This is a genomic window from Thalassobaculum fulvum, from assembly GCF_014652915.1.
In the GTDB taxonomy this organism is placed as follows: Bacteria; Pseudomonadota; Alphaproteobacteria; order Thalassobaculales; family Thalassobaculaceae; genus Thalassobaculum_A; species Thalassobaculum_A fulvum.
In genome coordinates this window covers 213,078-227,429 of record NZ_BMZS01000007.1, presented here as the reverse complement: position 1 = coordinate 227,429, position 14,352 = coordinate 213,078, and the positions used below count along the sequence as shown (strand labels likewise).

The 14,352-nt window shown below is 70.5% G+C and carries 9 protein-coding genes; 4 read left to right on the top strand and 5 right to left on the bottom strand.

Annotated elements, in window-relative coordinates:
* The 3 genes from IE246_RS16035 to IE246_RS16025 all read right to left on the bottom strand — a co-directional run bounded on the left by IE246_RS16035 (position 1) and on the right by IE246_RS16025 (position 3,376).
* On the bottom strand, positions 1–1,269 hold the full coding sequence (locus IE246_RS16035) for an MFS transporter (RefSeq protein ID WP_229837262.1): 1,269 nt from the start codon (positions 1,267–1,269) through the stop codon (positions 1–3).
* A gap of 155 nt (positions 1,270–1,424) precedes the next feature.
* Entirely contained in the window at positions 1,425–2,627 is a 1,203-nt protein-coding gene (locus tag IE246_RS16030) for a pyridoxal phosphate-dependent aminotransferase (protein ID WP_189991411.1), read from the bottom strand.
* Between the two features lie 164 nt (positions 2,628–2,791).
* Positions 2,792–3,376, bottom strand: coding sequence for a hypothetical protein (locus IE246_RS16025; protein ID WP_229837260.1), 585 nt, complete (start codon positions 3,374–3,376; stop codon positions 2,792–2,794).
* 213 nt (positions 3,377–3,589) lie between these two features.
* Here IE246_RS16025 and IE246_RS16020 point away from each other — a divergent pair, with 213 nt between their 5' ends.
* Together IE246_RS16020 and IE246_RS16015 are read left to right on the top strand one after the other, a co-directional pair.
* A complete protein-coding gene (locus tag IE246_RS16020; RefSeq protein WP_189991409.1) occupies positions 3,590–5,965 on the top strand; it encodes a methyl-accepting chemotaxis protein in 2,376 nt (791 codons plus the stop codon).
* A 150-nt stretch (positions 5,966–6,115) separates the two neighbouring features.
* Positions 6,116–8,479 (top strand): methyl-accepting chemotaxis protein, encoded by a 2,364-nt coding sequence (locus IE246_RS16015; RefSeq protein WP_189991407.1) that lies wholly within the window; start codon positions 6,116–6,118, stop codon positions 8,477–8,479.
* 37 nt (positions 8,480–8,516) lie between these two features.
* Here IE246_RS16015 and IE246_RS16010 read toward each other — a convergent pair whose 3' ends face one another.
* A complete protein-coding gene (locus tag IE246_RS16010) occupies positions 8,517–9,113 on the bottom strand; it encodes a GNAT family N-acetyltransferase (protein ID WP_189991405.1) in 597 nt (198 codons plus the stop codon).
* A 72-nt stretch (positions 9,114–9,185) separates the two neighbouring features.
* On the opposite strand from IE246_RS16010, the gene IE246_RS16005 reads away from it, so the two are divergent.
* Positions 9,186–9,821, top strand: coding sequence for a PilZ domain-containing protein (locus tag IE246_RS16005; RefSeq protein WP_189991403.1), 636 nt, complete (start codon positions 9,186–9,188; stop codon positions 9,819–9,821).
* Positions 9,822–9,879: 58 nt separating this feature from the next.
* Positions 9,880–12,081, top strand: a complete 2,202-nt coding sequence (uvrB, locus tag IE246_RS16000) for an excinuclease ABC subunit UvrB (protein ID WP_229837258.1) — start codon at positions 9,880–9,882, stop codon at positions 12,079–12,081.
* 1 nt (position 12,082) lies between these two features.
* On the opposite strand, the gene IE246_RS15995 is transcribed toward uvrB, so the two are convergent.
* Complete coding sequence (locus tag IE246_RS15995; protein ID WP_189991401.1) at positions 12,083–14,227, bottom strand: monovalent cation:proton antiporter-2 (CPA2) family protein; 2,145 nt, start codon at positions 14,225–14,227, stop codon at positions 12,083–12,085.
* Between the last annotated feature and the right edge of the window lie 125 nt (positions 14,228–14,352).

Genomic DNA, 14,352 nt, shown 5'->3' with positions numbered 1-14,352 from the left:
TCACCCGGTCGAGGTCATGCGGGCGGCCTCCGGCATGGCGAGGGAGGCCCAGGCCGCCAACGCGCCGGCGACGCCCAGCGCGACGATGCCGATCTCCACGCCGCCGGCCTCGACCAGCAAGCCGAAACCGGCAGCCATCATCGATAGGAGCCCGACCAGCGTGTTTGAGAACGCCGCGAACAGCGCTCGCTCGTCCGCGGGGGCGCCGTCCACGAGGTAGGTCTTGCGGCCGAGCCGAACGCCCGCCAGGGCGATGCCGAGAACCAGGAACACCCCGCCATACGCCCAGCCGAGCGCATCGCCGTGCAGCAGCCGCGGCAGGGCCAGCGCCAGAACCGCGGAAGCCGCCCCCAACAGCGCCGACACGATCATGACCCGGCGTGCCGAGCCGTCGGCCAGCCGCCCCCAGAACGGGCTCGCCACCACCCCGGCCAGGCCGACCGCCAGCACGAAATAGCCGAGGTCGGCGGCGCCGCCGCCCAGCAGGCCGTGGGCATGCAGGGCATAGAACGGCATGGCGACCTCGACCGCCAGCAGCAGGGCACGGGCGGTCAGGAACCGCCGGAACCCCGGATACCGGCGCAGCGCCGCCACTCCGCGTCGCCATTCCGCCAGGGCGTCCCGGACCTCGCCCGGCTCGCTCGCCGGCTCCGGTATCGCCGCGAACAGCGCCGCCGAGACCGCCCACAGCAGGGCCGCCGCGCCGACCAGCGCCAGCAGCGGGAGCACCTCGACCGTCTCGCCGAGCGTCGCTCGCATAGCGGCTCCCGCCGCCAGGGTCAGCGCCCCGCCGACGGCGGCCCGGGTCGCCAGCATCCGGCCCCGGGCGCCGCCCGGCACGGTCTTGCCGGTGACGTCCTGAAACGCCACCGAGCCGCACCCGCTCGCCGCGCTGAACAGCAGCAGCAACGCAATCAGCGCCCAGCCGGCCGCGGCGGTCGGCAGCAAGGCGGCAGCCGGTATCATTGCCACCAGCAGCAACGCCTGTGCCGCCGCCGCCGAGACCCACGCCCATTTCCGTCGCGCCAGCCGCCGGATCCTCCCCGACACCGCCAGTTGCGGGACAAGCGAGCCGGCCTGTTTCGCCGGCACAAGCAGCGCCACCAGCCCGGCCGGCGCCCCGATCGCCCCCAGCAGCCACGGCAGCACCAGTTCAGGACTGGCGAGCTGTTCGGCGAGCTTGGTGCAGGCGCCGCTGGCGACATTCAGCCGGTAGGCACGCGCCGCCTGCGGCGTGTCGATCTGCTTCGGAAGAAGGATGTCCGCCAACCGACGGAGAGGGCCGGCGGCCCCCGGCGTCGCCTCCACCATTCGAATGCCCGTCCGAAAATGGAACGGGCGCCACCGGACGTGGCGCCCTTGCCCATCGGGAACCTAGGTCATTTCGGCGCCCCGGCCACCCCCGGGGCGGCCGGAGCGGCGTCTCAGCGCAGCGAGCCGCAGAACCGCTGGATGCGGGTGCAGGCCTCTTCCAGCAGTTCGGTGGCGGTGGCGTAGGAGATCCGGAAGTGCGGCGACAGGCCGAACGCCTCGCCCTGGACTGCGGCCACGCCCTCGGCCTCGAGCAGGGCCGAGACGAAGTCGCTGTCGTTCTCGATCACCTTGCCGTCCGGGGTCTTCTTGCCGATCACGCCGGCGCAGGACGGATAGACGTAGAACGCGCCCTCCGGCGTCGGGCAGTTCAGGCCGTTGGCCTGGTTCAGCATCGACACCACCAGGTCGCGGCGCTGCTTGAACACCTCGTTGTTGGCCTTGATGAAGTCGTGCGGGCCGTTCAGCGCCGCCACCGAGGCGGCCTGGCTGATCGAGGACGGGTTCGAGGTCGACTGCGACTGGATGTCGGTCATCGCCTTGATCAGGTTCGCCGGGCCGCCGGCGAAGCCGATCCGCCAGCCGGTCATGCAGTACGCCTTCGACACGCCGTTGACGGTCAAGGTGCGGTCGTACAGCGCCGGCTCGACCTCGGCCGGGGTGCAGAACTCGAAGTCGTCGTAGACCAGGTGCTCGTACATGTCGTCGGTCAGGACCCAGACGTGCGGATGCTTCAGCAGCACGTCGGTGATCTTCTTCATGTCGTCGCGGGTGTAGCCGGCGCCGGTCGGGTTCGACGGCGAGTTCAGCACCAGCCACTTGGTCTTCAGCGTGATCGCCTTCTCCAGGTCAGCCGGCTGCAGCTTGAAGCCGGTCTCCTGCGGGCAGTCGACGAACACCGGCTTGCCCTCGGCCAGGATCGCCATGTCCGGATAGCTGACCCAGTACGGCGCCGGGATGATCACCTCGTCGCCCGGATCCAGGGTCGCCATGAAGGCGTTGTACAGCACCTGCTTGCCGCCGGTGCCGACGATGATCTGGTTCGGCTTGTAGTCGAGGTTGTTGTCGCGCTTGAACTTGGCGCAGATCGCGTCCTTCAGTTCCGGCGTGCCGCCGACCGCGGTGTACTTGGTCTCGCCCCGGTCGATCGCGGCCTTGGCCGCGTCCTTGATGTGCTGCGGGGTGTCGAAGTCCGGCTCGCCGGCGCCCAGGCCGATGACGTCGTGGCCGGCGGCCTTGAGTTCGCGGGCCTTGTTGGTGACGGCAATGGTGGGCGACGGCTTCACGCGGCTGAGCCGTTCGGCGAGAATGCCCATGATCTTTCCTCGTGGACTGGCGGACGGGAGACGGCGAGCAACCTACGCCCGCCCCCGGGCCTGTGCAAGCCGAAGCGCGGGCCTCCGGGCGAGGTTCTCGAACGGCAAAGGGCCGGCCTCTCGGCCGGCCCCATCCCATGGAAACCGATACGCGTCGAGCGGGTTCAGAGCTTCTCGACGTTGATGCCGACGGTGATCGCGCCGATCGGTTGGCCGGTCGCCGGATCGACCACCGTCCCGCTCACCTGCGACTGGAAGGTCTTGCTCGACTCGTCGAACTCGACATCGTCGATGAACATGGCGTCCGGGCCGACCGGGTAGGTCTTCTGCCACTTGCCCTCGTCGCCCTGCATGTAGTCCGAGGTCACGTCGCTGGCGCCGACGTTCAGGCCCTTGGCGTCCATCACGAAGATCTCCGAGTACACGCCGCCGGAGCCGTCCTTCTTGCCCTTCAGGAAGGCCGACAGGGCATTGCCCATGACCTCGTTCACCAGCGGCCCGCCGCCGGCCTTGGCCTCGGCCCGCCACTGCTTGTCGAGCTTGTCGATGTCGGCGTCGCTCAGTCCGGAGGTCTTGGCGTTCTGGGCCTTGACCGCATCGACCACGGCCGGGTCGCTGAGCCACGGCTTGATCTGTTCGTTCATCAACTTGGTGATCTGCGGTGCGAAATCGTTCGCTGCCGCGGCGGTCGTCAAAGCGCCGAACAGCAGCAGGCCGGCCGACGTGACCCTGAGAATCCTTCCGAGCATTCCACCCTCCTTCTGGACCATTGTGAACGAGCCCCGTCATCGGCGCGGGCCTCAGGCTCAACGCGAGGGTTTACTCAAAGCTTTAAGAAATAGTTTCTAACAATGTCGCAACTTTTGAGAGAACTCCAAGAATATCGCTTTTTATAATCATTTGTTAACCGGCCCTACTGTTGTGTGATCCTCGAATAGGCACGTTGAACCGTGAGGGAAGCGATGCGGATCGGCAGCAAGATCAGTGCCGGGTTTGCGGCGATGGTCGTCCTTACCGGCGTACTGGGCCTGGCGGGATGGCTCGGACTGGACCGATATGCGACGTCCGTCGACGGCGCCGACCAGATCGCCGCCATTGCGGAGCAGGTCGCCTCTGCAAACATCGACGCGACGTCCTTCCGGGCAACCGGCGACAAGGATGCCGTCACCCGAGCCGCCGACAGCCTCAGCGGGGCCGGCGAAGCCGCCACGCGGATCGGAGCGGCCGAGTTGTCGGACGCCATCGGCCGCTTCGACACTGCGTTCTCCGACCTCGTCCGCCTGAGCGACGAGGCGAACAGCCTGACCGCCGACATGGAAGCCAACACCAAGCAGTTGGAGCGGTTCGCGGTGGCCATCCAGAAGATGGAACGCGCCAGGTACACGCGGGTCGCCGAGGAACGCCAGGCGGCGCTGGCCGAGCAGGAGCGTACGCTGAAGGGCGCCCAGGCCGCCGAGGCGCTGATGCGCGCCACCCTGACCGCCGACCGCGAGCAGGCGATGTTCCGGCTGTCGGGCGACGAAAAGGCCGCGGAAAACGCGCGAAACGCCATCAAGGCGATGTTCCTCTCGGCACTCTCCCTCAAGAAGGTCGCCGGCGACGGCGCCGGAGCAGATCTGGCGAGCAAGCTGGCGGGCGCCGTGAACGAGTACCGGCAGGCCTTCGACAAACTGAGCAAGTCTGCCGCCGGAACCCCCGAAGCGCTGGAGGCGGCGGCTGCCCTGGATTCCGTAACCTCGGAGATCAGCAAGATGGCGATGGAGCTGTCGCGGATGGAGCTCGACAGCTATGCCAAGGCACGCACCGTTGCCGATGCGGCTTCCGAGGCGACCGAGAAGGCGGTCATCACAATGACAGAAGCGCTGACGATGGTCGTCGACGTGCAGCGCGTTGCACTTGCACGGGAAAGGGTCACCGCTTCCGGCGGGCAGCGCGAGACCATCGAGCATGTGGTGTCGGCCCTCGACGCCCTGGAGAAGAACGTCGACCAGTTGGCGGCCGACGCGACCGCGGACTCGACGCGCGCTGCGATCAAGACCGCCAAGGCCGAGATCGGCAAGTATCGGAGCTCGTTCGCGGCGATGGTCGCCGCCCTCGAGCAGCAGGCGCAGGCCGCGGCGTCGATGACGGCGTCGGCCCAGGACGTGAACGCCACCGTCGCGACGGCCGTCGGGGAATTCGCCCACACCCGCGACAGCGACGGCGACACCGCGCGCATCGTGATCGCGGCGGCCACCGCCGGCGCCGCGGTGCTGGCGATCCTGGTCGCCCTGGTCCTGGGACGCGGCATCACCCTACCGATCCGCTCGATGACCGAAGCGATGAACCGGCTCGCCGCCGACGATACCGAGGTCGAGGTGCCTGGCCGCGACCGCAAGGACGAGATCGCCGACATGGCGAAGGCCGTCCAGGTGTTCAAGGAGAACGCCGAGCGCATGCGCGTCATGGAGGCGGAGAAGGCGGAGGCCGACCGCCGGGCGGCCGAGGACAAGCAGCGGGCCATGGCCGAGCTGGCGGACAGCTTCGAGCAGTCGGTGGGTTCGGTGGTGGCGAACCTGAGCGGCTTCGTCAACGACGTGCGAAATCGCGCCGAGGCCATGACCGAAGCCTCGGAGCTGGCACAGCAGCAGGCCACCGGCGTCGCCAGCTCGTCCGAGGAGGCGAGCGCCAACGTGCAGGCGGTCTCGGCCGCAGCCGAAGAGCTGGCCGCCTCGGTGAGCGAGATCGGCAGCCAGGTCGCCAGGGCCGCCGAGATGGCGCGCCGGGCCAGTGAAGAGGCCAGGCGCGGCGACTCCCGGGTTCAGGCGCTGGCCGACACCGCCACCAGGATCGGCGACGTGCTGACGCTGATCCAGGACATCGCCGAGCAGACCAACCTGCTGGCCCTGAACGCCACCATCGAGGCGGCCCGGGCCGGCGAGGCCGGCAAGGGCTTCGCGGTGGTGGCCTCGGAGGTCAAGAACCTGGCCAGCCAGACCGCCAAGGCGACCGAGGACATCCGCACCCAGATCGAGGAGATCCAGCAGAGCAGCCGGGACGCGGTCAGCGCGATCCAGTCGATCGGCGAGGCCGTGAACGAGTTGGACTCGATGAACGGTGCGGTCGCGGCCGCGGTCGAGCAGCAGAGCGCGACCACCAACGAGATCGCCCGCAACACCCAGGAGGCGGCGGCCGGCAGCAGCCAGGTCTCGGTCGCGATCGTCGAGGTCTCGAGCGCGTCCGAGCGGACCGGCGAGGGCGCCTCCGCGGTGCTCGCCATGTGCGGGGAACTCGCCGGTGCGGCCGACACGCTCAACCAGGAGGTCCGCGACTTCCTCGTCCGGATCCGCGCCGGTTGACCAAGAGTGGTTCCAGCGGCCGCGGACACAATTTTAGGTAAATGCTGCAACGCAAAATTATCTCCGCGCGAGAGTAGGAATTTAATAGACCGTTAAGGTTGCAAGCCTTCCAATGCCCGGGTTCAGGCATGAGCAGGAGGGCTCGCAGCCATGCGGATCGGGACCAGAATCGGGATCGGATTCTCGGCAATCGTCGTCCTCACCGGCGTGCTCGGCGCCGCCGGATGGTTCGGCCTCCAACGCTACGCCCTGTCCGTCGACGCCGCCGACCGCATGGCGGCCATCGCCGACACCGCCCGGTCGGCGGGCAACGACATCGACGCCTACCGGGCGAGCCAGGACCCCGACCGGATCAGCGCCGCCAGCAGCAAGCTGGCGGCCGCCCGCAACATCGCCACGGCCGCCGGGCTGGCGACCGTGGTCGGCAGCATCGACCGGGTCGAGGCCGCCTTCGACGACCTCGTCAGCCTGATGGACACCACCGCCGAGGCGCGCCAGGCGCTGTTCGACCGGATCGCGGACATGGAGTCGGTCGCCGAGGCCGTGCGGGCGCACGAGGACGAGCACTTCGCCGCCCTGACGAAGAAGCGCGACGACGCCATGGCCGAGCTGCTCCGTCGCATCGGGGCCGCCACCCTCGCCGGCGACCTCGGCAGCGCCACGCTGGACGCGCAGTTCGCGACCTACCGGATCCGCGGCGGCGACGCCGACGCGGTGCAGAACGCCCGCAAGGCGTTCGCCGTCCTGACCAAGGCCTCGACCGGCCTGCGCGAACTGATCAGCACCGGCAACGAGGCACCGATCATCGTCAAGCTCGGCGAGATCGTCGACGACTACCGCAAGGCCTTCGATGCCTGGCAGGCGTCCGGCGGCAGCGACGCCGAGGCCGGCAAGGCGCTCGACAAGGTGTCGCGGCGCATCGGCATGACCGCCGCGATCACCAGCCGGGCCCAGCTCGACCACCGGCGCTCCGCGCAGGCCGGCGTCGCGGCGGCCTCGTCCGCGCTCACCAGCGCCGCCGGCACGGTCACGGTCGCGACCCAGGCGCTCGCCGACATCCGCCAGCTTCGCCAGGCGGTCAACGTGGTGTTCGAGGCCGGCGGGACCGGGGAGGCCGCCGCCGACGCACGGGCGGGCATCGAGACGATCCGGGCCGACCTGACCAGGCTCGGCGCCATGGCCACCGAGCCTTCGACCCATGAGGCGCTGACCGCCCTGGGCGGCCTGCTGGACAGCTACCGATCGGACCTCGACGCCGCGCTCGGCACGCTTGCGGCGCGCGCCGATGCCGGCGAGACCATCAAGTCGGCGACCGCCGAGGTGCTGGCCGCCGTGCACCACGCGGTCGATGACGTCTCGGCGGCGCGCAGTGTCGAGGGCGAGCTCGCGCGACGGGTGATCCTGGGCGCCACCGGGGGCGCCGTCGTGCTGGCCCTGCTGGTCGCGATCGTGCTCGGCCGCGGCATCACCCGGCCGATCCGCGAGATGACCGGCTCCATGCGCCGCCTCGCCGACGACGATCTCGACGTCGAGGTGCCCGGCCTCGCCCGCACGGACGAGATCGCCGACATCGCCCGGGCGGTCCAGGTGTTCAAGGACAACGCCGTCAGGATGCGGACCATGGAAGCCGAACAGGCCGCGGCCGACCGCCGGGCCGCCGAGGACAAGCGCCGGGCCATGGACGAGCTGGCGGCGAGCTTCGAGTCCTCGGTCGGCGCGATCGTCGAGACGTTGGCCGGCTACGTCGCCGACGTTCGGAGCCGCGCCGAGGCGATGAGCCAGGCGACCGACGAGGCCCGCTCGCAGGCCAGCGTGGTGGCCGGCTCGTCCGAGCAGTCGAGCACCAACGTGCAGGCGGTCTCGGCCGCCGCCGAGGAGCTGGCCGCGACGGTCACCGAGATCGGCAGCCAGATGACCCGGGCCGCCGAGATGTCGCGCCAGGCCAACGAGGAGGCCCGGCGCGGCGACGGCCGGGTCCAGGCGCTGGCCGAGACCGCCCAGCAGATCGGCGACGTGATCACCCTGATCCAGGACATCGCCGAGCAGACCAACCTGCTGGCCCTGAACGCCACCATCGAGGCCGCCCGGGCCGGCGAGGCCGGCAAGGGGTTCGCGGTGGTCGCGTCCGAGGTGAAGAGCCTGGCCAGCCAGACCGCCAAGGCGACCGAGGAGATCCGCGCCCAGATCGAGGAGATCCAGTCGGCCAGCCGCGACGCGGTCGAGACCATCAAGGCGATCGCCGAGGTGGTGCAGTCGCTCGAGCAGATGAACACCGCGGTCGCCTCGGCGGTCGAGGAGCAGGGCGCGACCACCCAGGAGATCGCCCGCAACACCCAGGAGGCGGCGTCCGGCGCCAGCCAGGTGTCGGACGGCATCGCCGACGTGTCGGCGGCGTCGGAACGCACCGGCGAGGGTGCGGCCGAAGTGCTGAACATGTGCGGCGAGCTGGCCGCCTCAGCCGGCAATCTGGAGCGCGAGGTCCACGATTTCGTGCGCCGGATCCGGGCGGCGTGATCCCGGCACCGCGATCCGGGCGGCGTGATGCGGGCGTCTATCCGATGATCGGCACGTGCGGCGCCGCGGTGCGCGGCACCGTGCCGGTCAGCCGCGGGTCCTCGGCGACCTCGATCTGCCGGCGGAACGGCACGAACCCGGAGCGCACGTAGAACGCCAGCGCTCCCGGGTGATCGAGCGTGCAGGTGTGGACCCAGAGCCGCTCGACCGGTCGCTGCCAGACCAGATCGAGCGCCCGGTTCATCAGCCACCGCCCGGCGCCGGTACCCTGGACCGCCGCGGTCAGCCCGAAGAACGCCAGCTCGCATTCGCCGGCCGCCCGGAAGTCGAGCTCCAGCAGCCCCTCGGCGGCTCCAGCGGCCTCGAAGGCATACACCGCGACCCGCGAGTCATGCACGATCCCGGCGAGTTCGCCGTCGCTCATCCGCAGGCGCGAGAACCACAGCCAGTCCTCGCCGACCCGGCGGTACAGGTCGCGGTACCAGTCGAGGTCAGGGCGCTCGACCGCCCGCAGCGACCAGGTCCCGCCGCCCGCCTCCGGCCGCCGCCCCGGGTGGGCCGTCATCTGCAGCGAAGTCACGACCGTGGCCACGCGGCCGGCGGGCACGTCGCTGTATCCGTCCGGGACGATCATGCGGGTTCCTCGACTCGATGGTGGCGAAATCCAGTCAGCTATAGACCGGGGGCCGGTCGGAACGGAACCCGGTTGACGGCGCGACGGATCGCGACGGATCGCGACGCCGCAATCGGTGTGTTGCCGATCCGCCGGGGTAAGGCGATCCTGCGCGCCTGTCGGAACGCGCATCGACGCGCGCCGACGGGCGCGGCAGAGGCCCGAACCGGCCGGGAGGAACGCATGAGCGAGGCAGACGAAACCGGACATCCGCCGGAAACCGGACACTTGCCGTCGGCTCGTCTGGCCGGCGTACAGGAGGCCCTCCGCAACCTGATTGCCCGGACCTCCGATCTCGACGTTGCCGCGGCCCTGGCAGCGGCCGCCCGGGAAATCGGCGAGGTCCGGCTTCTGCTCGACCTGCCGCGCCCCGGAGGCCGCCGCGCCCACATGCGGGTTCCGGAGACCATCGGCACCGCCCTGATGGTCGACGACCGCGAGCTCGATGCGGCGATCGTCGACATCTCGGTGGGCGGCGTCGGGCTTGTCACCGACGAGCAGCTCGCTGCCGGCACCGTGCTGCGGATCGCCGTCCCGCCGGCCGGCTGGATCGAGGCCGAGGTGGTCGGGGCGAGCGGCGACCGGCTGCACGTCCGCTTCCGGTCCGACGATGCCGACACCGACCAGCAGCGCGCCCTGCTCGACCTGGTGATGCGGCATTACGAGTAGCAGGCGGTCCGCCACCGGGGGACTTTCGCCCGCCCGCCGTTCGCTCTATGTTCCCACCATGAGCACCCAGACCGCCGAGCGCGAACGGCCGGCCCCGCTGCACGGCGCGGTCGCCCCCGACCTCAAGTCCGACGTCGCCCGCCAGGACGCCGGCGTGCCGTTCCAGGTGGTGTCGGAGTTCGCGCCGGCCGGCGACCAGCCGCGCGCCATCGAGGAGCTGACCGCCGGCATCCGGGCCGACGAGCTCGACCAGGTGCTGCTCGGGGTCACCGGCTCCGGCAAGACCTTCACCATCGCCCACGTCATCCAGGCGGTGAAGCGGCCGACCCTGATCCTGGCCCCGAACAAGACGCTCGCCGCCCAGCTGTACGGCGAGATGAAGAGCTTCTTCCCGCACAACGCGGTCGAGTACTTCGTCTCCTACTACGACTACTACCAGCCCGAGGCCTATGTCCCGCGCACCGACACCTTCGTCGAGAAGGAGGCGTCGGTGAACGAGCAGATCGACCGGATGCGGCACTCGGCGACCCGCGCGCTGCTGGAGCGCGACGACGTCATCATCGTCGCATCGGTGTCGTGCATCTACGGTATCGGCGCGGTCGAGACCTACGGCAAGATGACGGTCAACCTGAAGGTCGGGGCGATCGTCGACCGCACCGAGCTGATGCGCCGGCTGGTCGAGCTCCAGTACAAGCGCAACGACGCCAGCTTCCACCGCGGCACCTTCCGGGTGCGCGGCGACAGCCTGGAGATCTTCCCGGCCCACCTGGAGGATCGGGCGTGGCGGCTGTCGCTGTTCGGCGACGAGCTGGAGGCGATCCAGGAGTTCGACCCGCTGACCGGCGAGAGGACCGCGAGCCTGGAGCAGGTCCGGGTGTTCGCGAACTCGCACTACGTCACCCCGAAGCCGACCCTCCAGCAGGCGGCTCGGCTGATCAAGGCGGAGCTGAAGCAGCGGCTCGACGAGCTGAACCGGGCCGGCAAGCTGCTGGAGGCGCAGCGCCTGGAGCAGCGCACGACGTTCGACATGGAGATGATCGAGGCGACCGGCTCGTGCGCCGGTATCGAGAACTACTCGCGCTATCTCTCGGGCCGCAATCCCGGCGAGCCGCCGCCGACCCTGTTCGAGTACCTGCCCGAGAACGCCCTGCTGATCGTCGACGAGAGCCACGTCACGGTTCCGCAGATCGGCGGCATGTACAAGGGCGACTACGCCCGCAAGTACACGCTCTCGGAGTACGGCTTCCGGCTGCCGTCCTGCATGGACAACCGCCCGCTCAAGTTCGAGGAGTGGGAGGACATGCGGCCGCAGACGGTGTTCGTCTCGGCGACCCCGGGGCCGTGGGAACTGGACCGCACCGGCGGCGTGTTCGTCGAGCAGGTGGTGCGGCCGACCGGGCTGATCGACCCGGTGTGCGAGATCCGGCCTACCAAGAACCAGGTCGACGACGTGATCGCCGAGTGCCAGGACGCCGCCGCCCGCGGCCACCGGGTGCTGATCACGGTGCTGACCAAGAAGATGGCCGAGGCGCTGACCGAGTACATGAACGAGGCCGGCATCAAGGTGCGCTACATCCACTCCGACGTGGAGACCCTGGAGCGCATCGAAATCATCCGCGACCTGCGGCTCGGGGTGTTCGACGTGCTGATCGGCATCAACCTGCTGCGCGAGGGGCTCGACATCCCGGAATGCGCGCTGGTCTGCATCCTGGACGCCGACAAGGAGGGCTACCTGCGCTCCAAGACCTCGCTGATCCAGACCATCGGCCGGGCGGCGCGCAACGTCGACGGCCGGGTGCTGCTGTACGCCGACCAGATGACCGCCAGCCTGGACTATGCGATCGGCGAGACCGAGCGTCGGCGCCAACGCCAGATGGAGTACAACGCGGCGCACGGCATCACGCCGGAGAGCGTGAAGAAGAACATCGGCGACATCCTCTCCAGCGTCTACGAGCGCGGCGACCACGTCACGGTCGACACCGGCGCCGAGGAAGGCGAACTGGTCGACAAGCCGATCCGCCAGATCATCGAGGAGCTGGAAGCCCGCATGAAGGCCGCCGCCGCCGACCTCGAGTTCGAGGAGGCGGCCCGCATCCGCGACGAGATCAAGCGCCTGGAGGCGGCCGAGCTCGGCATGACCACCGAGGGCAAGCCGCTGCCGAAGGGCGCCGTCGTCAGGCTCAAGGTGCCGATCCAGCCGCCCAGCGGGCGGCCGCCGGAGAAGAAGGGCGGCGGCCGGCGGCCCAGGCGGGGGCGGTAGGTCAGCCGGCCGTCAGCCGCCGGTCCGGTGCGCGCGGGCCGCGATCGTCCGCCGGGTCGGCTTCCTCGCTGCCGGCCGTTTCCCGAGCCGCCAGGTCCTGCCCGACCGCCGGATCGGCCCGTGCCTCGTCCGCCGCCGCGGCAGTGGCAGCCGCGCGGCCGCCCGGCGGGGGCATCGGCGCGGTGTCCGCCGCTCCGCCGTCTGCCGTCGCGGCGTCCGCTGTTCCGGCATCCGCGGTTCGGGCATCCGCGGTTCGGGCCTCCGCGGTTCGGGCAACGTCAGCCTCGACTTCCGCCGCCTCGGCCCGCTCCGCCTCCTCCTGGCGCTCCTCCTCCTCGGCGAACATGGCGGCCGCCAGCACCGGGTCGGCCGGCGGCGCCGCCGGCTCGCCCTCGCCGGCCGGGCGCACGCCGATCGGGTCGGAGATGCCGTCGACGAAGCGGAGCTGGCGGATCAGCTCCTCGATGTCGCGCCAGTGGGCGCCGGTGCGCCGCAGCACCTCGCCGCCGAGCTGCAGGCTGGCCTCCAGGGTCTCCAGCACGGTTCCCTCGGCCCCCAGCTCCTCCAGCCGGCGGGCGTGCAGCGGGTCGCGCGCCCGGGCGTAGACCGGCAGTTCCGGGAACCGGGCCTTCAGGTAGGCGACGGTGCGGTCGACCCCCTGCCCGCTGGTGGTCAGGGTAACGACCACCGCCTGGGCCCGCTCGCCGCCGAGGCGCCGCAGGACCTCGTGCCGGCTGGCGTCCCCGTAGAACACCGGCTGCCCGGCCCGCCGGCCCTCGCGCACCCGCTGGGCGTCGGTGTCGAGCGCCACGTAGGGCACCAGCTTGGCGTCGAGCAGCCGGGCGACGGTGCGGCCGACCCGGCCGAACCCGGCGATGATCACGTGACCCTCGAGTTCCGCGACGCTGTGGTCGGCGGCGCCCATCGCCTGGTTCTGACGGTGCTCCAGCAGGTCGGCGAGGCGCCCGACCAGGGCCACCACCAGCGGCGTGGTGGCCATGCTGATGGCGACCACCAGGAACAGCAGGTCGCTGAGCCCGTCGGAGATCAGGGCATGCGAGTCCGCGAGGCCGAGGATCACGAAGGCGAACTCGCCGCCCTGGGCGAGCAGCGCGCCGGTCCTGAGCGCGGTCGCGAACGGCATCCGGAACGCCAGTACCAGGCCGAACACCACCGCCAGCTTCAGGCCGACCAGGCCGGCCAGGAAGCCCAGCACGGTCAGGGACTCGCGCAGCGCCAGCCCGAGGTCGACCGTCATCCCGACGGTCATGAAGAACAGGCCGAGCAGGATGCCGCGGAACGGCTCGATATCGGCCTCGACCTGATGGCGGAACTCGCTCTCCGACAGCAGCAGCCCGGCCAGAAACGCGCCCAGCGCCATCGACAGGCCGACCATCTGGGTCGCCCAGCCGATGCCGAGCACCACCAGCAGGGTCATCGCCGTGAACACCTCGGGCGCGTTGGCGGCGGCGATGATGTGATAGAGCGGGCGCAGCAGCTGGCGGCCGGCGATCACGATCACCGCCAGCGCCGCCAGCGCCTTCAGCAGGGCGATCGACAGGGCCAACGCGATCGACTCGCCGTCGCCGCCGCCGGCGATCAGCGGGACCACCACCAGGATCGGCACCACGGCGAGGTCCTGGAACAGCAGCACCGCGAACGCCGCGCGGCCGTGTCGGGTGGCCAGCTCGCCGCGCTCGGTCATGAGCTGCAGGACGAACGCGGTCGACGACAGCGCCAGCGACGCGCCGACCACCGCGACGGTGGCCGCGCCGTAGCCAAGCGCCACGCCGGCGGCCGCGATCAGCACGGCGGTGGCGGCGACCTGGGCCGCCCCCAGGCCGAACACCAGCCGACGCATTACCTTCAGGCGTTCCAGCGACAGCTCCAGGCCGATCGCGAACAGCAGGAACACCACGCCGATATCGGCGAGCTCGCGGGTCGCGTCGACGTCGTCGACCATGCCGAGGGCATGCGGGCCGATCACCGCCCCCGCGGCCAGGTAACCGAGGACCAGGCTGAACTTCAGGCGCCGGAGCAACGGTGCGACCAGCACGGCCGCCGCCAGGAAAACCAGCGCGTCGCCGATCGTGCCGCCGTGGCCGTCCACCGGCATCCCGCCGAACGCGCTCAGCAGGGTCTCCACCGCCTTCCTCCGGTCGAATGACAGTCCCTCAACCCTAGCCCGCCGGCCGACGAGCGGCCAGACGTCAGACGAATTCAGCCGACGGACACATTGAAATGTGGCAAAGAATCACCACAACTGGTCCC